We start from the raw sequence: 19,601 nt of genomic DNA on the forward strand, positions 1-19,601 counted from the left end.
GAAGCGCGACGTGTCCCGGATGTCAAGATCCGCCTTCGAATCCAGCGATGTCGACGGCGTCGACTACGATCAACCGCGACGACCGGACGGTGCTCAAGGGGGACGGATGTCATCGGGGAAATCAACAGGAACTCGTCGCGCGCTTCCGCGGGCGCTCGCAGCCATGCTCGCCGTGGCGGCGCTCGTCACGGTCACGGCCTGCACCAACGGTGAGGCGGAGATCACGCCGACGCGTCTGCTGCAGTCGGTCGCGGTCGGCGTCACGACCGACGCCGCCATCCGGAGCGTCGAGTCGACCACGATCGCGATCGGCAGTTCGCCGTCCGAGACCAGCAGCGAGTCCGCGACGTTCACGCCGGCCGATGTCGCCGACGACATCCCCGTGCGCATCCGGACCTCGTACCGCACGACCGACTCCAGCGGCACCGACCTGAGCGACCTCGCGGGCTACTCGGGACGCGTCGAGATCGATGTCACGGTCGAGAACCTCACGGTCAAGCCGCAGCAGCTCACCTACGACGCGGCCGGCCAGTCGCGGACGCGGGAGGCCCTGGTCGGTGCCCCGCTGACCATCGCCGCCTCGACCGTCCTCGGCGGAGTGGCCCCGAGCCGGGTCGTCATCGACTCCGACACCGACGCCGCCGTGACCAACGGCGTGCTCAGCCGGTCCGACGAGGGCGACGCGGTCGTCCAATGGGCCTCGCTCCTCGCCCCGCCGTCCGGACGCGCCAGCAGCACGCTGACCCTCGTCGCCGACGTCGACGACTTCTCCGTCCCGGCCTTCGACATCGCGGTGCAGCCGGGGATCTCCACCGACGCCTCGCTCGGCGGGGTCCTGGATGCCGCCTTCAACGACGACCCGACCTCGCAGCTGGCCCTCCAGCGCCGCACGATCGAGGTCGTGGCGGCGGTCAATGAGGTCCTCGGGCGCGCGGGCACCACCATCACCGAGGTGCGCACGAACCTCGAGAGCACGGCCGACACCCTCGGCGTGCGCACGGCGCGCGAGCTCTCCGACAGCACAACCTCGCTCGGCACCTCGATGCGCGGGCTCACCGCTCAGCTCAATGCCCTGCAGACCGACCTGTCGACCACGGTGAACGGAACCAACTCGGCGGTCCTCTCGCAGTTGACCAGCGCCCTCGCCGCGGTCGACGGGATGCTCGGCGACACGACCGCCCCGCCGCCCCCGTCGATCCAGACGGGAAGCGGCTGCGCGGCGACCTCCACCATCCCGGGGGAGGCGAACACGATCTACGCGAACATCCAGCGTCTTGCCCTCGAGCTCGACAACTACGCCTCGGCCGCCGACGAGTGCAAGGGTGAAGTGCAGAGCGCTCTGCGTCAGACCATCGGACCCGACGCACCCAGCGCCGAGACCTGCCAGAGCCCCTCGACAACGTGCGCGCTCTTCAGCGCTCAGGGCGAGGTGAACGCGACCCTCGCTCAGCTGGTGGTCGACGGGCGCGAACTCGTCGACTCGCTCAAGCCCGAGCTGATGTCGTCGGTCGTCACCCAGTTCGACCAGACCTCGGCCGCCGTCGAAGCCGTGCGCGCTGCGACGAAGAAGGTCTCGGATGGCCTTCCCGATGGGTCCGTCCCGCAGTCGCTCACCGAGGTTGGCGCCGCACTCGACACCCTGTCGGGATCGCTCGGCTCCCTGTCGTCCGCGCTGTCGGGCGTCAACCAGATCGCCCGAGACGCCCGCGCGGAACTCGGCGATCCGTACACCCGCGGATCGATTCGCGAACAGGCGACCCGCCTCGCGGACGAGATCTGCTCGCTGGCCCCCGACGACGACTGGACCCCGCCCGGCGGGGGCGGCGGCGATCCGAAGCCCGAGCCGAGCACGAGCCCCGACCCGGACGACGGTGACGACAGCGGTGACAAGGCGAGCGTGCCGCCCGTCATCATCGGCGGCCCGACCCTCGCGCAGGTCGATCGCCTGCGCTCCTTCCTCACCTCGGAAGGGTGCGAGGGCGGACGGTTGACGACCCCCTCGGGTTACTCCGCCCCTCTGCTCGATCGCCTGAAGTCCGACACGGACGCCTGGGCGAGCGTCGCCGAGAAGACCCAGCCCACCGGGGAGCTCGGCACCGCGGTGACCGGCCTGCTCGCGCAGACGTCGGCCGTGCGCGAGGCGATCGGGCGGATCGGTTCCGCCGCTTCCGGCGGAGACCAGAACCTCACCGACCTCGTCACCGCGCTCACCGAGTCGACCGACGCCCTGGCCGGCGACCGCGACCAGCTGAACCAGCGGATCAGCGCCCTGAAGAAGCAGCAGGACGGCCTCGGCCCGAGCATCGAACGCGCGTTCGCGAACGCCGACGACGAAGCGGCGGAGAAGGTCTCGGCGCTCATCGAGGAGCAGGTCCGGGTGATCTCGGCCCGGGGGAAGACGGATGCCGCCACCATCGGCGCCATGTTCGACCGTTCCGTCGCGGGTCTGACCTCGACCTCGACCGAGATCGCGGAGAGCGGCAAGGAGACCGTGCAGTCCCAGCGCGACGATCTCGCCGCCGCGGGCGACGCGATCTCCCAGAGCGTGTCGGCGCAGACCCTGTCGTCGCTGTCGTCGATCTCCTCGAGCATCGGTGCCGCGACGCGTGACACCGACGGCGCCTCGTCGCTGCTGCAGGCCGACCTGAACAAGGTCCTGCTCGACCTGGGTGACCGGCAGGTCAACGGATCGGGGCTCCTCGGCTCGATGGTCACCAGCGCCGCCAAGGTCGACACGGCCGACGTGCAGCTGGCGCTCGCCGCTCAGCAGGCGCAGGGCTACGCCAACGTGCGCTCCGAAGACGTCGCCGGCATCCTGCTCCAGCAGGCACAGACCCAGGCGTCGCTCGAAGCCGGTTCGAAGCTGCCCCCGTTCCACATCGAGGCTCCCGCCGGAGCCGCGACGCAGACGGTGTACACGTTCCGGATCGGAGACGGCAAGTGAAGCGTCGCACCACCGCCCTCATCGCCACCGGTGCGGCGGTCGTCCTCGTCGCGGCCGGGTTCACGACCTGGTCGTTGACCCGCCCGACCGAAGCGCAAGCCGTCGGCTCGATCCCGGTGGCCATCTCGGCATCCGTCCCGGACGACCTGACCATCGGCGTGATCGTCTCGCTGTCGTCCACCCCGGGCGAGGGGTCGGAGTGGAAGGACGCCGCCAACGGCGCGATCGTCGCCGCGAAGCGCCTGGCCCTCGGTGTCCACGAGGTCACCGTGCGGGCCGTCGACGACAAGGGCACCCCCGACGGTGCGCGCGCGGCCGCCCAGCAGCTGGTCGACGACGGGGCCGCGGGCATCGTCGTGGCGACCAGCGGAACCCACGTCGGCGGCGCCGTCGAGGTCGCCCGTTCCGCGGGCGTGCCCGCCGTCCTGCCGTACGCGACCGACGGCGCTCTCGCCGGCGACGGCGTGTGGCTGACGGGCCCGACGACGGATGCCATCAGCGAAGCGCTCCCCACGGCTCTCGGCGGCGCGAGCTCGGTCCTGCTCGTCGACGCGGGCTACGGCACCCCGACGGGCTTCTCCCCCGCCGCGATCGTGCCTTTCGCGGCCGGAGGCGACGTGGCCGCCTTCCGCTCCGCCATCGCGGCCGCGCGCGAGTCGCGCCCTCTCGACGCGGTGGTGATCAACGGTCCCGCCTCGACGCAGGCGAGTGTCGTCCAGCTCCTTCAGACCGACGACGCCGATCTGCCGATCGTCGTGACCCCCGAGGCCACCGCTCCCGCGTTCTCGGAGGCTCTGGTCGCCGCCGGCGGCACGCTCTCGACCGAGCTGACCACGGTCGGCGCGGGGTGGGACGACACCGTCGCCCTCTCGTCCGACGTCGACGGGCGCGCGATGTCGGCGTTCCTCGCGGGTGTCCGTGTCGTGGCCGACGACTCCTCGACGACGACGTTGTTCGAGGACCGCTCCTTCTCCTCGGTGGCCGCCGTGGCCGACTCGCGCAGCCACGACGCCACGGTTCTGCTGGCCCTCGCCGCCGCCTCCGCGAACAGCACGGAGCCCGCCGAGGTCGCGACCGCGCTGAAGACCCTGAAGGTCGACGCGGTCGACGGCATCGCCGGTCCCGCTCTCGACGGCGCCCAGCCCATGGCACTCGTCCCCGCGATCGCGCCCCTGTACTCGGCCGATCAGAACCTGGGTCTGCGCCCCCTTCCCTCCGGTACCACGGCGCCCTTGGTGTGGTTCGCCGGACAGGCCGGCTGACTCTCCCCGGAGGCCCCCGATGCGTCTGCTGATCGCGATCGACGATGACGAGCAGGTGGTGGACCTCGCCCGTCACCGCAGCCAGGCGACCCTGGCAGAGCTCGTCGAGGCGGCGACCGGGCGCGAGCTCGCGCCCGACACCCTCGTCGCGGTCGACGCGCAGCGGTATCCGGCATCCACCGTGCTGAGCGAGCTGCTGCTGCTGGAGGGAACGCGGATCGCCCTCTCGGAGACCCGGCGCCCGAAGCCCGCCGCGGACTGGACGGCGACGCTCGCGGGTGGCCTGCAGGCCGGGCCCGTCGTCGACGTCCCGCGCGGGCGCGCGCTCGTCGCGGGTCGTTCGCCGCACGCCGACGTCATCCTGCCCACCACGAGCGCGTCGTGGGAGCACTTCTCCGCGACGCGTGCCGACGACGACCTGCGAGTCAGCGACCGGGGGTCGACGAACGGCACCCTCATCGACGGTACGGCCACCGACGAGGAGGGGACCGTCGTCGACGGACCCGCCGTGATCACCGCGGGAGGCGCCACGGTCCTGTTGCGCCCGTCGATCGAAGAGGCGGCCGCCCCCGAGCCCGGCTCGCTGCACAACATCACCCCGGCCGCCACGGCGCCCTTCAACCGGCCCCCGCGTCCCGGACGCCCGCCCGAGCCCGACCCCATCACCCCGCCGACGCGCAAAGACGTGCCCCCGGCATCGAAATTCAGCATCATCACGGTGGCGGCTCCACTCGTCCTGGCCTTCGCGATGGTGCTGATCCTCGGCGACGCGCGGTACGCGCTGTTCGCCGCGCTCAGCCCGATCCTCGGCGTCGGCATGTGGTTCGAGCAGAAGCGTCGCTACACCAAGAACGTCAAAGAAGAAGACGAACGTTTCACGCAGGCTCTGCAGACGCTGCGCGACGACATCGCCACGGCGGGCCAGGCCGAGAAGCGCCGGCGGATGGATGCCATCCCGGATCCGGCGACGACGCTGCGCCGCGCGGCCCTGCCCGCCACCACGCTCTGGCAGCGGCGGGCGGGCTCTTCCGACCTTCTCGCGCTGCACGCCGGGATCGGCGACGTCCCGTGGCGTCCCGCGATCGACGAGCGGGCCGGGTCGCGGCTCGCCGACGAGGTGCGCGAGATCTTCGACACCGCCGCGATCCCCGCAGCCCCGGTCGAGATCGACCTGACGGCCGGGGGCGTGGTGGGCATCGTGGGCGACCGCGACGGCGCTCTCGCCCTGGCGCGGAGTCTCGTCGTCCAGGCCGGCATCCACGTCGGCCCCGCCGACCTCACGGTGGGCGTGTTCTGCGACGCGGGTCGCTCCCCCGACTGGGCGTGGGCGGGCTGGCTCCCGCACACCCGCCGCCAGGGCACCGGCACCCAGGAGCGGTGGATGTCCGACAACCGCGAACGCAGCACCGACCTGCTGCGCGGTCTGCGCGACGGCATCCACGATCTGCCGACCGCCGCCGCCCTGCTCGTGCTCGACTCCGACGTGCTCACCGAGGGCCGTAACGCCCCCGCCCGAGAGCTCCTCGGCCACGGCCGCCCCGACGGGGCGACCACGCTTTCGCGCGACCGGCAGGGCGTGCAGGTCTCGGGCATCGTCATCGCGTCCTCCGAGGAGCAGCTCCCCGCCGCCTGCACCGTCGTGGTGCGGGTCGCCCCGGATGCCGCGGCGACGGTCACCCGTCCGGGAGACCTCGTGACGGTCGACGACGTCATCCTCGCGGGCATCGACGTCGACACCGCCGCCGCCGGCGCCCGAGACGTCGCGCGCTTCGACGACCCCGAGCTGGTCGTCCCCGGCGCAGCTCTGCCGGGACTCGTTCGTCTTCCTCCTCTGCTCGGCATCGACGAGGTGACGGCGACGTCCGTTCGCGAGCTGTGGGCTAACGCTCGTGGCATCACCGCGCCGATCGGCACCGGCGAGGGCGGGACGATGGAACTCGACCTCGTCCACGACGGCCCGCACGGCCTCGTCGGAGGCACGACCGGGTCGGGCAAGAGCGAGTTCCTGCGCTCGCTCGTCGCGGGCCTCGCCCTGCGCAACGACCCCACGCGCTTGAGCTTCATCCTCATCGACTTCAAGGGCGGTGCCGCCTTCACCGCGTGCGAGCGGCTGCCGCACACGATCGGCACGATCAGCAACCTCGACGAGCAGCTGGCGGACCGCGCGCTCCGCTCCCTCGAAGCCGAGATGCGCCGGCGTCAGCGCATCTTCGCCGCCGCGGGTGAGGGCGTCGACAACCTCGACGCCTACCTGGCGACCAAGCCGGCCGAACCGATGCCGCGCCTTCTGCTGGTGGTCGACGAGTTCGCGATGCTGGCGAAGGACTTCCCCGACGTCCTCTCCTCGCTCGTGAGCGTCGCGGCCGTCGGCCGCACCCTCGGCGTCCACATGATCTTGGCGACGCAACGCCCCGCCGGCGTCGTCAACGACGACATCCTGGCGAACACGAACCTGCGCGTCGCCCTGCGCGTGCAGAGCCGTGACGACTCGATCAACGTCATCGGCGTCCCCGCGGCCTCGGCGATCGGCCGGGCCCAGCGCGGTCGCGCCTACATCAAGCGTGGGCAGGACGACATCGCGCCCGTGCAGACGGCCCTCGTCACCGGGCAGTCCGAGCGCGCGGTCGTCGAAGCGGTCGAGTTGCAGCCGGTCACGTTCGCCGGGGTGGCTCCGGCGGGCCGTACGACCGTGGTCGACGAGTCGGCGACCGACCTCGACGTCGTGATCGACGCGATCCGCGCCGCGGCCGACGAGGCGGGGATCCCCGCCCCCCGGCCCGTCTGGCCCGAGGCCCTCGGTGCCCGTGTGCCGCTCGCGGGGTTCGCCGACGATCCCGCCGACACCGGTGTCCCCGCCGTGGGCGGCGTCGAGGGCGCGGACGTGCGCTTCGCCCTCGCCGACGAACCCGACAGCCAGCGCCAGGTCCCCGCCGGGTGGAACCTCTCGCGGGGAAACCTCCTCGCCGTCGGCATCCCGGGCAGTGGCACGAGCACCGCGCTGTCGTCGATCGCCCTCACCCTGGCATCCACGACGCACCCCGACGACCTCGACATCCTCGTCCTCGACGCCGGAGCGCGCGATCTGGCACCCCTCGCCGACCTCCCCCACACCGTCGCGTACGTCGGCGCCGGGGCGGGCGCACGTGAGCAGCAGGCGCGGTTCCTCCGGCACCTCCGCGCCGAGCTGGAACGCCGTCGCGCCGATGAGGGTCAGCGCCGCCGTGCGATCGTCCTCATCGACGGCCTGGCGGCGCTGCGCGACGAGTTCCAGGATCATGAGGGCCAGCAGCTCCTCGACGGGCTGTACCGCGCGTACGCCGACGGACCCGAGCTGGGCCTGCATTTCGCGGTGTCGACCACGCGGGCGAAGGCCGTTCCCTCGGCGATCGACGAGGTCACCACTCAGAAGTGGATGTTCCGCCTCGCCGACCCCTACGACTACACCTCAGCGGGCCTGCGCCCGAAGGACGCCCCCGCGTCCGTCCCGGGTCGGTGCGTCCTCGCCGAATCGGCACGTCAGGCGCACGTCGCCACGCCCGCCGGTGAACTGGTCGCGGCCGTTGCGAGCGTGCGGGCGACCTACGCCGACGCGCCCGCCAAGGCCCCCGTGGTCGGGCGCCTCCCCGAGCAGGTCGGCGTCGCCGATCTCGGTGTCGCAGCCGACCTGAGCGCCGAGCCCTGGCGCCTTCCCATCGGCATCGCCGAGACCGACCTCGCCCCCGCCTTCCTCGAGGTGTACGAGGGCGAGCACGTCCTCGTGGCCGGACCGGCGCGCTCGGGCAAGTCGACCCTCCTCCTCGCGATCGCGCAGGCCCTTCGGACGACTCCGGATGCCACGGCCCCCGTGGCCGTGTGGGGTGTCTGCGGTCGACGCTCGCCGTTGGCCACGGCCGACCTCGACCGAGTGGTCGTAGGGGCCGACGACCTCCCGGCGCTCGTGGCATCCGTCCGTCTCGAGACCGGGCCGGTCGTGATCCTCGTCGATGACGCGGAGTCGTTCGACGATGCGGATCAGTCGCTCGCGGGGCTCCTCACGATGACGAACCCGCACGTGCTGGTGATCGCGGCGGGCCGATCCGCCGACCTCCGCGCGCAGTACTCGGGGTGGACGAAGACCCTGCGCAAGTCGCGCTGTGGAGTGCTGTTGCAGCCCGACGTGGACTACGACGGCGACCTGCTGGGGGTCACGCTCCCCCGTCGCGCCCCCGTGGCCGTGACGACGGGACGCGGCTACGCGTGCGTCGCGGGCGCGGCGCGCTTCGTCCAGGCGGCCGGTCCCTCGGTCGCTGTCCCCGCGGGCTGACGCGGGTCGTGGCGCGCTGCGACGACGACCAGGCCCGGTGAGACCGAGCCCCGCACCCCTCAGCGCGTCGTGATGCCGAACGGCGGGCTGACGAGGTCGGTGAAGTTGCCGACCCGGGCCCGCACCGTGCAATCGGGGGCGACCGACAGCGCCGTGACGACGAGGCCGTCCGACGAGACGGTCAACGCTCCGGCGCACCCGTCGCTGAAGCGCACGCCGCTCGTGCCGCCGGCGACCGCGTCGAGCATCGTGCTCGCCTCTCCCACCGACGGGCTCGTGAACAGCGGGTTCACCGGGTCGGCTCCGCTCGGCCACACGGGCAGCAGCGTGACCGGCAGCGCCGTCCCGCCGACCGTGCGCGAGGGCGTCGTCACCTGGATGTCGCGCAGACGCTGGACCGGGTACGCGGCACCGGACACCTCGGAGTCGGAGACGGCTTCGGAGGTCGCCGCGGCCGCGGATTTGAGCCACGCGTCGACCGCCTCCTGGCCGTCGAGGGCGATCGAGACCTGGGCCGTGACGGTGACGGCATCCTGCGCCGGGACGTCGAGGCCCTCGACGCTCCATCCGCACGGGACGGAGATGCCGGTCACGCTCGCCTGATTGCGGGTGACCGTCGCGTCCGCCCAGGTGGCGGCCGGGCAGGCGTCCGACTCCGCGGCCCCCGGGAGCACCTCGAGGAACGGTCCGCCGAGGGGGGCGTTCTGGGCGCCGTACTCGATCGTGACGGTCGCGATCCGCTTCGCCGGGTCGTAGCTGACCGAGCGGCTGACGGTGAGTCCCGTGGGCAGCGCGCGGTCCTGCTGGCTCGCCGTCACGACGGGGCCGGCCGTGGCGGGCGCCGCCTCTCCGGCGGACGGGCGGAGCAGGAAGAACGCGCCGACCGCGGCCACCGCGACCACCGCGGCTCCGGCGATCCAGAGAACGCGACCGCGCGGCATCCGGGTCCACGGTGACGTCTTGCCGGCCGCGGCGGGCTCGACGGGCGCCGGTGCCTCGCGCCGCGGCATCGGCCGGAGGACCGTCGCCTGCCCCGCGGCACCGAGATCCGGGGCGGGCTCGTCGGCGGCGACCGCGACCGGTTCCGGCGTCGGGGGAGCCACTCCGCGCAGCACCGTGGCCGGACGCTCGGCCTCGGCGAAGTCGGTCGGCGCGGCGAGCGGGGTGAGGGCGGGCAGGTCCGCGACGGACGCGCGCAGTCGACGCAGGCTCTCGGCGGCCTCTGCCGCGGAGGGACGTTCCGTCGGCGCCTTCTCGAGGAGGCGGTGCAGGACCCGCCACAGATCGTCGGTGACGTCGAGGCGCGGGACCTCGGCGCTCACATGCCGGTACGCGACGGTGAAGTCGGTTCCGGGCCCCGCGAACGGCGTGCGCCCGGACAGGAGCTCGTACAGCAGGATGCCGGTGGCGTAGACGTCGCTGGGAGGTCCGGCCTCGCCGACCGTGACCAGTTCGGGCGACATGTACTCGGGCGTGCCGATGATCGCGGTCGTCGAGCGACGGCGCTCGTCGATCACGCGCGCGATGCCGAAGTCGACCACGCGCACCGCGGCCCCGGGATCGGCCGTGTCGGTGGCCTCGTCGTCGGTCGCGGGGTCGCGGGCGAGGAGGACGTTGTCGGGCTTGATGTCACGGTGCACGGTGCCGATGGCGTGTGCGGCGGCCAGGGCGTCGAGAACGGTCGCGGTCACCGCGACGGCGTCGGCGGGAGAGAGCGTGCCGTGGGCGTCGAGGGCGTCTCGGAGGCTTCCGCCCTCGACGAGGTCCATGACGATCGCGAGCCGCTCGCCCTCGACCACGAGGTCGCGCACGGCGACCACGTGGGGGTGGCGCAGCCGCGTGAGCACGGTGCGCTCGCGGATGAAGCGCTCGACGAGCTCGGCATCCTGCGCGTGCTCGCGGCGAAGGATCTTCGCGGCGCGCATCGACTCGTCACGCACGTCGCGGACGCGCCAGACCTCGCCCGCGGCACCGGATCCGATCCGGTCGACGAAACGGTACGAGGCTCCCAGCGCCTCACCGATCTCCGGTTCCACCCGACCCCCCCCGCTCTCCCTGTCCCAATTTATCGGGCCGCGCGCGGCGATCACGCCGCTTGCGCGACGCTGCTCGACACGGCACGCACCACGGCGCGCCCGCGCGAGACCCGGGTCGGAGTCACTCCCCGGCGGCGTCGTCGATCGCCCGCTCGAGGCGCTCGATCTTGCCGTCGATCTCGCCCGTGTGCCCCGGCCGGATGTCGGCCTTGAGCACGAGCGACACCCGCGAGCCGTAGGGAAGAACCGCATCGGTGGCACGCTTGACGACGGCGAAGACCTCGTCCCACTCCCCCTCGATCTCCGTGAACATCGAGGTCGTGCGGTGGGGCAGTCCGGACGCCCGGACGATCGCGACGGCGGCGGCCACGGCGTCGTGCACCGACGCGTCGGGGTTCTCGGCGGACAGGCGGCCGGTGCCGGAGGGGGCGACGGAGAAGGCGACGAGCATGAGTCGAGGCTAGTCCGCCGCGGCCGCGACCGCGGGCGTGCGTCGACCGGTCACCAGTTCGCGCAGATCGGCGGGGCGCGCGACGCGGCCGACCGGCACCCGGACGACCCGCACGATCGCCCAGACCATCAGCACGAGCGCGAGCACGTTGCGCAGCTCCAGCAGGAACACCGGGAAAGGAGCGGGGTGCGTCGCCATGAGGCCGTCATAGACCAGGGGGTACATCCACTGCGTGAGGCCGGCGATCACGAGGGTGAGAGCGGCGAGACCGTACCAGCGCCGGCGATCGATCATCAGACCCAGCACGACGGGGGCGAACACCCAGACGTAGTATTGCGGCGAGCCGACCTTGTTCAATGCGATGAACGCGGTGACCAGAGCCAGCGAGAGCGGCGGGAACAGGGCGACGAACGTCGCTCCGGCCCAGAGCTTGCGCGCCCCGACGACCGCGACTCCGGCCATGACGAGCAGCATCAGGGGGGTCATGATCGCGATCAGCGGCTCGACCCCGGGGCCCGTGACCTGGAAGGTGAGCACGCTGCCGTCGTAGTAGACCTCCGACCCCGGCACGTACAGCGACGCAAGGATCATGTAGAGCCCGCCCACCGGCGCTTCCATCTGGATGCCGCGCGAGGTCTGGTCGCCCACGAAGCCCAGCACGTAGGCCGCACCGCCCAGCGCCACGACGGGGATGACGGTCGCGAGCGACACCGCGACGGCGCCCCACACCAGGGCGAGGCGTCGACGCACGGCGATGAGGCCGGCGGCCAGGATCGCGGCGGGCCACACCTTCATCCACACCGCGATGGACAGGAGCACGGATGCCAGGAACGGCCGCCGAACGAGCCAGATGCCACCGAGGATCGCGAACGGCACGGTGATCCCGTCGATGCGGTACAGCCCGACGGGACCGATGAGCAGGATCGCCGCCAGCCAGAACCACGCCGCGAGGACGCGACCGCGCGAGCGGCCGTTGCCGACGAGGATGACGAAGGCGACGAGGTCGGCCAGTGCCACCGTGAGCGCCCACGCCGGGGTGTAGGTGATCGCCCACGCGAACACCCACGCGAACGTCATCGGGAGGAAGGCGAGCTGCGGGTAGATCCACTTCTCGGTGATGCCGGGCCACTCCCACGTGGCGGAGCGGGTGCACGACGTGACGTCGACGCCCCCGAACAGCGCGCAGCGCGACCAGGGTTCGTACACCAGGTACACGTCGCCCATGGGCTCGTTGGGCTGCTGATAGCCCAGGATCGCCACGGTGACGTGCACGGCGACGAACGCGATCAACAGGGGAACGACACGCCTCAACACCGCCTCATCCTAAGCGGGCGACCCCGAGCGGCCCGGACGGGCGGGTCCCTCGCCCGCGCCCGCACGGCGTGCGTCGCCGGAACCGTTACGCGATCGAGTCCGACAGCACCCCGGCCACCACGCCCGGCAGCGCGTCGGCGACGTCGAGGGCCGCGACCGGTCCGCCCTCTCCCCCGTGGACCGCGGATGCCGCGCGCCCGGCCGCTCCGTGCAGCCAGGCCGCGGAGGCCGCACACGCGGCGAGGTCGTCGACGCCGTCGCGCCCGGCGGCGACGGATCCCGCCGCCACGGCACCGAGCACCCCCGCGAGGACGTCGCCGGTCCCTGCCGTCGCCAACCACGGCGTCCCCGCGTCGACCCGCCGCACCCACCCGTCCGCGGTGGCGACGATCGTCACCGCCCCTTTCAGGAGCACCACGCCTCCGAAGGCGGCGGCCGTCTCGAGCGCCGCACCCTCGCGCGCGTCGTCATCGGTGGCATCCGCCGTCGGCAGTCCGAGATCGGAGCGCAGCCGGTCGAGTTCCCGCGCATGCGGGGTCACGATGACCGGGGCGGTCGCCCCGACGATGAGATCGAGTGCTCCCGCGTCGACGACGACGGGGAGCTCTCCGCCCAGGATGCCGCGCAGCGCCGCCGTCTCGCGGGCATCGCGCTCGGCGGCGTCCGTTCCCGACCCCATCACCCACGCCTGCACGCGACCGTCGGCGGTCACCGTCTCGGGACGGCGCTGCAGCACGAGATCCTGCGCGCGCTCGGGGCCCAGGTAGCGGACCATGCCCGTCCCGGTGCGCCAAGCCGCTTCGACACCGAGCACCGCGGCGCCCGGGTATCGCGCAGATCCGGTGCGGATGCCCACCACTCCCCGGGAATACTTGTCGTCACTCGCCGTTGGTCTCCGCAGAGTGCGGGCGACATCCCGCCCGGTCCAATCCTTCGCCGTCATGATCGCCAGACTAGACGGCCACCTGAGAACGCAAAGGTCCGTCGTGAGCTCCCTCTTCACACCCCTGTCCGTCCGCGGTATCGAGATGCGCAACCGCCTGTGGGTCTCGCCCATGTGCCAATACAGCGCGACCGACGGGATGCCGAACGACTGGCACCACGTGCACCTCGCGCAGTTCGCGGCGGGTGGGGCGGGCCTCGTGATCGCCGAGGCGACCGCGGTCTCTGCCGAGGGGCGCATCTCGCCGGACGACGTCGGTCTCTGGAACGACGCGCAGGTCGAGGCCTGGGCGCCGATCGTCGCGGCGATCCGCGCGCGCGGATCCGTCGCGGGCGTGCAGCTCGGCCACGCGGGGCGCAAGGCCTCGACCACGTCGCCGCTCACCGGAGGCCGCGGCAGCGTGTCGCCGGCGGACGGCGGGTGGACGACGGTGGCGCCCTCGGCGCTCGCATACGACGCCTTCGCCGCACCGGTGGCGCTGGACGCGGCGGGCATCGAGAAAGTCGTCGCCGATTTCGCGGATGCCGCTCGCCGCGCCGTCGCGGCCGGGTTCGAGGTCATCGAGGTCCACGCCGCTCACGGGTACCTGCTGCACCAGTTCCTCTCGCCGCTGACGAACCACCGCGACGACGAGTACGGCGGGTCGCTCGAGAACCGCGTCCGCCTCGTCGTGCGCGTGACCGAGGCCGTCCGCGCCGCGGCTCCCGGCGCCGCCGTCTTCGTGCGGTTCTCGGCGACCGACGCCGCCGAGGGCGGGTGGGACGTGGCCGACACCGTCGCCGCGTCCCGCCGGGTCGCCGCCGCGGGCGCCGACCTCATCGACGTCTCCAGCGGCGGGCTCGTGCCCGAGCAGCGCATCGTCCCCGGCCCGGGGTACCAGGTCGATTACGCCGCGACCGTGCGTCGCGAGACCGGACTCCTGGTCGCCGCCGTCGGCATGATCGACGACCCGACCTTCGGGGAGCAGATCCTGGCGGACGGCCGCGCCGACGCGATCCTGTCCGCCCGCGAGTGGCTCCGCGACCCGCACTACGCGCTGCGTGCGGCGGCGACCCTCGGCGACCCCACCCCCGCCCCCGCGCAGTACGTCCGCGCGTACTGACCACGGCCGCCCGCCGCGCCCGCACCGGCCGCGCCGCGCCCGCACCGGTCCCGAGATCACACGATCCCGCCGAGAGCACACGCTCCGCGCGGGCCCGGCCGTGTGATGTGGGCGGGATCGTGTGATCTCGCGCGGCCCTCCCCGACGCGCGGAACACCGGATGCCGCGAGGCCGAGGCCCCGTGGCATCCGGTGTTCTGCGCTCAGACGAAACGGCGACGCGCGGTGGCGTCCTGCACCTCGCCGACCAGCTCCTCGATGACGTCTTCGAGGAAGAGGACGGCGCGCACGTCGCCCGCGTCGTCGCGCACCTGGGCCAGGTGACGACCCGAGCGGCGCATGAGGGCGAGAGCGTCCTCGAGGTCGGTCGTCTCGAGCACCGACACCATGTGGTGGATGCGCTTGCTCGGGATGGGACGCGCCATGTCGGCACTCGACCCGTCGGCCGCGCGCAGCACGTCCTTCAGGTGCACGTAACCGGTGGGGTGCCCCTCGTCGTCCACGATCACGTAGCGGGAGTAGCCGTGCTGCGCTACCGCCCGCTCGATCTCGCCGGGCGTGGTCGTCTCGGGGAGAGTGACGAGCTCGGCCATCGGCACGGCGATGTCGGCGGCCTTCTTCTCGGTGAACTCCACGACCGCCGTGACAGTGCCGGCGGAGTCGTCGAGCACCCCCTCGCGCCGGGACTGGTTCACGATCGTCGCGACCTCATCGAGGGTGAAGGTGGACGCCGCCTCATCCTTCGGCTCGACCCGGAACAGTCGCAGCACGTGGTTGGCGGTCCAGTTCAGCGCGACGATGATCGGGTGGAACGCCTTCGACACCGCCACGAGCGGCGGAGCGAGCATGAGCACCGCGCGGTCGGGGAGCGAGAACGCGAGGTTCTTCGGCACCATCTCGCCGAACACGACGTGCAGGTACGACACCACGAGCAGCGCCACGACGAACGCGACGACGTCGACGGCCGTCTCCGACAGGCCCGTCAATCCGAGCGGCTCGGCGAGCAGGTGGTGGATCGCCGGCTCCGAGACGTTCAGGATCAGCAGCGAACAGATCGTGATGCCCAGCTGGCACGTCGCCAGCATGAGGGTCGCGTGCTCCATGGCGTACAGAGCGGTCTTGGCGGCCCGCGAACCGCGGTCGGCGAGCGGCTCCACCTGCGAGCGGCGCGCCGAGATGACGGCGAACTCCGCGCCGACGAAGAAGGCGTTGGCGACGAGAAGCACGACCAACCAGGCGAGTCCTGCCCAATCGCTCATCGCTGGTCACCTCCCTTCGCCGCGCGCACGAGGTCGTCGATGTTCTCCTCCACGGGGGTGGCGACGTACTGCACGCGGTCGACGCGGCGACCGTCCATCCGGTTCACGGTCAACACGCCGTCCTCGATCTCCACGGAGTCGCCCACCGCGGGGATCTTCTCGAGCTCGGCCATGATGAACCCGCCCACGGTGTCGTAGGCCTCGCCCTCGGGCACGCGGACGCCCGCCCGGTCGAGCACCTCGTCGGGGCGGAGGTCGCCGGGGAAGGTCAGCGAGACAGCGGTGCGCACGACGCCCGCACGCGAGCGGTCGTGTTCGTCGAGGACCTCACCGACGATCTCCTCGACGAGGTCCTCCAGGGTCACAATCCCCGCCGTCCCGCCGTACTCGTCCACGACGATGGCCATCTGGTAACCGCGCGAGCGGAGTTCCGACACGAGCGCGTCGAGGTGCACCGTCTCGGGCACGCGCAGGGGTTCGGTCGCGAGGGCCGCGACGGGCACCTCGCCGCGCTTCTCGCGGGGAACGCCGATCGCGGCCTTGAGATGCACGACACCGACGATGTCGTCCATCGACTCGCCGTACACGGGGAAGCGGCTGTGCCCGGTGCGCCGGGCCAGCTGCACGACGTCGTCGGCGGGGTCGCCGGCGGCGAGCGCGTGCACACTCGGGCGCGGGGTCATGACGTCGGCGGCGCTCAGACGCGCGAACGTCAGACTGCGGTCCAGCAGCGACGCGGTGTCCTTCTCGAGCATGCCGGCGCTCGCGGAGCGCTTCACGAGGCTCGACAGCTCCTCGGCCGACCTCGCACCCGACAGCTCTTCCTTGGGTTCGACCCCCACGGCGCGCAGCACGCCGTTGGCGCTGCCGTTGAGCACGACGATGGCGGGTTTGAACACGGCGGTGAACGCGACCTGGAAAGGCATGACGAGCTTCGCCGTCTGTCGCGGAATGGCGAGGGCGAAGTTCTTCGGGACGAGCTCACCGAGGATCATGGACAGCACCGTCGCGAAGCCCACGCCGATGATGGCGGCGATCGTCACGGTCACCGCCTCGGGCAACCCCCACGAGGCGAAGACCGGTCGCAGCAGGTTCGAGATCGCCGGCTCCATCGTGTAACCGGTGAGGAGCGTCGTCAGCGTGATGCCCAGCTGCGCGCTCGACAGGTGCGTCGAGGTGATGCGCAACGCATCGATCGTCAGCGACAGACGGGACTCGCCCGCCTCGCGTCGGGCTTCGAGATCGGCGCGATCGAGGTTGACCAGCGCGAACTCACTCGCGACGAAGAGGCCGGTTCCCACCGTGAGCAGCAGCCCCACGCCCAGCATGACGTAGTCCATCAGTCATCACCTCCGCTCGATCGGAGATCGGCGGCGGAGGGGGGTCGTTGGGGCTCGGGTCTACAACTGGGAGGGTCGTCCATCGTGCGGACGATTCTAGGGCAGCCCCGCCCCCCTCGCGCCCGGTTCGGCCGTATCGGTTCCGCGGGCAGGATGAAGGGATGGATGCCCGTTCCCCGGCGCAGAAGCGTGCCATGTCCGCCGAGTCCGCCGTCGTGCGCCGCTTCGTCCACCGATACGGACCGGTGGCGTGGGCGCACGCGTCGACCCCCGGGGCTCCGGGCGCCCGGACCTGGCACTACTGGTGGCACGCGCACCTGCTCCACGTCCTCCGAGATGCGCAGCACCACAGGCCCGACCCGCGCCGAGGACGCCTCCTGCGCGCACTGCACCGCGGGATCACCCTTCGCACGCTCGGGCGCTGGACCACCCCGTTCTACGACGACGTCGCGTGGATGACCCTGGCGCTGCAGCGCTACGACCTCGGCGACCGGCGACTCGAGAAGCTCACGCGCCGGCTCGACGACGCCGTCGACCGGGCCGTCGGGGCACTGCCCTGGGCCGTCGGAAGCTCCCTCTACAACGCCCCCGCCAACTCCCCCGCGGCGATCGCCCTGGCATGGACCGCGCACCGGGGGACGGCGATCGCCCTCGATGCGTGGGTCGCCTCGACCCTGGACGATCCCGCGACCGGCCTGGTGCGCGACGGTATCGAGAACGGCGTGGTCCGCCCCGATCTGTGGACCTACAACCAGGGGGTCGCGATCGGGTCGGCCCTGGCCCTGGCTGAAGCCGCGCCCGACGCCGACGGTCGAGAGACCCACGAAGCACGGGTCGCCGCCCTCGTGGAAGCCGTCGAGCGTTGGTGCGCCCCGGACGGCGGGCTGTTCCCCGCCGCGGGCGGCGGAGACGGCGGGCTCTTCGCCGGGATCCTCGCCCGCTACCTCGCCGAAGCGGCCGTGTGGTTCGGCGGCGACGAGACGAACGAGACCCATCGCGCGGTGTCCCGCACGGCGCGGCGTCTCGTGCACGTCAACGCCGAGGCACTGTGGATGAACCGTCGCGGCGGTCTCTTCCCCGCCGACCCGCGCCGCGCGGCGCGCGCCGAGGGCGTCGATCTCGACCTGTCGGTGCAGCTCGGCGCGTGGATCACGCTCGAAGCCGACGTGGCGGCGTCGGAGGTCACCAACTGACGGACAGCGCTTTTCCTTCTTCGTACCCCGCGGCCGACTGCAGGCCGACCCGTGCGCGTTCGTGGAACTCGGCCACGGTCGCCGCGCCCGCGTAGGTGAACGAGGAGCGCACGCCCGACGTGATCATGTCGAGCAGGTCTTCCAAGCCCGGCCGCTGCGGATCGAGGTAGATCCGCGACGACGAGATCCCCTCCGCGAACAGCTCTTTGCGCGCACGCTCGAACGGGTCGAGCCGACCGAACCGGCCCTGCACCGCCTTGGTGGAGGCCATGCCCCACGACTCCTTGTAGATCCGGCCCCCCTCATCGGCACGGAGGCGTCCGGGCGATTCGATCGTCCCGGCGAACCACGAGCCGACCATCACGGATGCCGCGCCCGCGGCGAGCGCGAGCGCGACGTCGCGCGGGTAGCGCACCCCGCCGTCCGCCCACACGTGTGCTCCGGCAGCCCGCGCGGCCTCGGCCGTCTCCAGGACCGCCGAGAACTGCGGACGTCCGACCGCGGTCATCATGCGCGTCGTGCACATCGCTCCCGGGCCCACCCCGACCTTGAGGATCGACGCGCCCGCGTCGGTCAGATCGCGTACCCCCTCCGCGGTGACGACGTTTCCGGCGGCGATGGGGATGCCGAGATCGAGCGCCGCGACCTCGCGCAACGCGCGCAGCATCTGGGCCTGGTGGCCGTGCGCGGTGTCGACGACCAGGACGTCGACACCCGCGGCGGCCAGAGCGCGTGCCTTGCCGGCGACATCGCCGTTGACGCCGACGGCAGCGGCCACGATCAGCCGTCCTTCGGCGTCGACCGCCGGACGGTAGACGGAGTCGCGCAGAGCGCTCCGGGCCGAGAGGGTCCCCACGACCCGGTCGCCGTCCACCACGGCGACGATGTCGGCGTCGCCGACCAGGGCGAAAACCTCCCGCGGATCTCCGACCCGCGCGGCGTCGACCAGCGGGGCGTCGGTGCGGGCGATGTCGCCGAGCGTGGCATCCGGGAGCGCCGTCGCGAGCCGCGGGGCGGGGACGATCCCGCGGAAGTCCGCCAGGGCGACCGTGCCGTCCTCGCGCTGCTCGGCGACCACGATGCCCCGACCGGAGACAGGCGGGAGGGTGAGACGCGCATCCGCCACCGTCGCGGAAGGCGGCAGGACGAGAGCCGCGTCCCACGCGACCGGCTGAGCCTTGACCCACCCGACCGCCTCGATCAGGCGGGGCAGGGACATGTCCTGCGGGAGGACGCCGAGTCCACCACGGCGTGCGAGGGTGGCCGCCAGACGTGTCCCGGTGACCGAGTTCATGTTGGCCGAGACGAGCGGGATGGTCGCGCCGCTGCCGTCGCCCGGCGCGAGGTCCACGTCGAGGCGGCTGCGCACCTCCGAATGACGCGGAACGAGGAACACGTCCGAGTAGGTCAGATCGACGTCGGGCTGAGCACCGGAGAACTCCATGGCATCCACCT

General features: G+C 72.4%; 12 protein-coding genes. 5 read left to right on the forward strand and 7 right to left on the reverse strand.

The window, feature by feature from the left end; genetic code table 11:
* The first annotated feature begins 106 nt into the window (after positions 1 to 106).
* The 3 genes from PIR02_00415 to PIR02_00425 are packed head-to-tail and all read left to right on the forward strand — an operon-like array spanning position 107 to position 8,509.
* Positions 107 to 2,944: a hypothetical protein gene (locus PIR02_00415; protein ID WZH37138.1), complete on the forward strand. Its 2,838-nt coding sequence runs from the start codon at positions 107 to 109 to the stop codon at positions 2,942 to 2,944.
* Positions 2,941 to 4,206: an ABC transporter substrate-binding protein gene (locus tag PIR02_00420; GenBank protein ID WZH37139.1), complete on the forward strand. Its 1,266-nt coding sequence runs from the start codon at positions 2,941 to 2,943 to the stop codon at positions 4,204 to 4,206. The genes PIR02_00415 and PIR02_00420 overlap by 4 nt, the downstream gene beginning before the upstream one ends.
* A 19-nt stretch (positions 4,207 to 4,225) precedes the next feature.
* Entirely contained in the window at positions 4,226 to 8,509 is a 4,284-nt protein-coding gene (locus PIR02_00425; GenBank protein ID WZH37140.1) for an FtsK/SpoIIIE domain-containing protein, read from the forward strand.
* A 59-nt stretch (positions 8,510 to 8,568) separates the two neighbouring features.
* Here PIR02_00425 and PIR02_00430 read toward each other — a convergent pair whose 3' ends face one another.
* The 4 genes from PIR02_00430 to PIR02_00445 form a co-directional block, all read right to left on the reverse strand.
* Positions 8,569 to 10,545, reverse strand: a complete 1,977-nt coding sequence (locus PIR02_00430; protein WZH37141.1) for a protein kinase — start codon at positions 10,543 to 10,545, stop codon at positions 8,569 to 8,571.
* Between the two features lie 121 nt (positions 10,546 to 10,666).
* Positions 10,667 to 10,996, reverse strand: a complete 330-nt coding sequence (locus tag PIR02_00435) for a thiamine-binding protein (GenBank protein ID WZH37142.1) — start codon at positions 10,994 to 10,996, stop codon at positions 10,667 to 10,669.
* A 9-nt stretch (positions 10,997 to 11,005) separates the two neighbouring features.
* Positions 11,006 to 12,310 carry a hypothetical protein gene (locus PIR02_00440; protein WZH37143.1) on the reverse strand — a complete coding sequence of 435 codons (1,305 nt, stop codon included), beginning with the start codon at positions 12,308 to 12,310 and terminating at the stop codon, positions 11,006 to 11,008.
* Between the two features lie 85 nt (positions 12,311 to 12,395).
* Complete coding sequence (locus PIR02_00445) at positions 12,396 to 13,253, reverse strand: NAD(P)H-hydrate dehydratase (GenBank protein WZH37144.1); 858 nt, start codon at positions 13,251 to 13,253, stop codon at positions 12,396 to 12,398.
* Between the two features lie 43 nt (positions 13,254 to 13,296).
* On the opposite strand from PIR02_00445, the gene PIR02_00450 reads away from it, so the two are divergent.
* Positions 13,297 to 14,355, forward strand: coding sequence for an NADH:flavin oxidoreductase/NADH oxidase (locus tag PIR02_00450; protein ID WZH37145.1), 1,059 nt, complete (start codon positions 13,297 to 13,299; stop codon positions 14,353 to 14,355).
* Between the two features lie 202 nt (positions 14,356 to 14,557).
* Here PIR02_00450 and PIR02_00455 read toward each other — a convergent pair whose 3' ends face one another.
* Both PIR02_00455 and PIR02_00460 read right to left on the reverse strand, forming a co-directional pair.
* Positions 14,558 to 15,613 carry a hemolysin family protein gene (locus PIR02_00455; protein ID WZH37146.1) on the reverse strand — a complete coding sequence of 352 codons (1,056 nt, stop codon included), beginning with the start codon at positions 15,611 to 15,613 and terminating at the stop codon, positions 14,558 to 14,560.
* A complete protein-coding gene (locus PIR02_00460; GenBank protein ID WZH37147.1) occupies positions 15,610 to 16,953 on the reverse strand; it encodes a hemolysin family protein in 1,344 nt (447 codons plus the stop codon). Before PIR02_00460 ends, PIR02_00455 begins: the two co-directional genes overlap by 4 nt.
* Positions 16,954 to 17,114: 161 nt before the next feature.
* On the opposite strand from PIR02_00460, the gene PIR02_00465 reads away from it, so the two are divergent.
* Complete coding sequence (locus tag PIR02_00465) at positions 17,115 to 18,146, forward strand: glycoside hydrolase family 76 protein (GenBank protein WZH37148.1); 1,032 nt, start codon at positions 17,115 to 17,117, stop codon at positions 18,144 to 18,146.
* On the opposite strand, the gene PIR02_00470 is transcribed toward PIR02_00465, so the two are convergent.
* On the reverse strand, positions 18,136 to 19,590 hold the full coding sequence (locus PIR02_00470; GenBank protein ID WZH37149.1) for a GuaB1 family IMP dehydrogenase-related protein: 1,455 nt from the start codon (positions 19,588 to 19,590) through the stop codon (positions 18,136 to 18,138). The two genes, PIR02_00465 and PIR02_00470, sit on opposite strands and share 11 nt — an antisense overlap.
* Positions 19,591 to 19,601: the final 11 nt, after the last annotated feature.

Source organism: Microbacterium enclense, assembly GCA_038182865.1.
Lineage (GTDB): Bacteria > Actinomycetota > Actinomycetes > Actinomycetales > Microbacteriaceae > Microbacterium > Microbacterium enclense_B.

Coding starts and splice junctions, on each gene's coding strand:
- PIR02_00425 (WZH37140.1), top strand. CDS start 4,226: ATGCGTCTGCTGATCGCGATCGACGATGACGAGCAGGTGGTGGACCTC.
- PIR02_00465 (WZH37148.1), top strand. CDS start 17,115: ATGGATGCCCGTTCCCCGGCGCAGAAGCGTGCCATGTCCGCCGAGTCC.
- PIR02_00435 (WZH37142.1), bottom strand. CDS start 10,996: ATGCTCGTCGCCTTCTCCGTCGCCCCCTCCGGCACCGGCCGCCTGTCC.
- PIR02_00460 (WZH37147.1), bottom strand. CDS start 16,953: ATGGACTACGTCATGCTGGGCGTGGGGCTGCTGCTCACGGTGGGAACC.
- PIR02_00415 (WZH37138.1), top strand. CDS start 107: ATGTCATCGGGGAAATCAACAGGAACTCGTCGCGCGCTTCCGCGGGCG.
- PIR02_00470 (WZH37149.1), bottom strand. CDS start 19,590: ATGGAGTTCTCCGGTGCTCAGCCCGACGTCGATCTGACCTACTCGGAC.
- PIR02_00455 (WZH37146.1), bottom strand. CDS start 15,613: ATGAGCGATTGGGCAGGACTCGCCTGGTTGGTCGTGCTTCTCGTCGCC.
- PIR02_00445 (WZH37144.1), bottom strand. CDS start 13,253: ATGACGGCGAAGGATTGGACCGGGCGGGATGTCGCCCGCACTCTGCGG.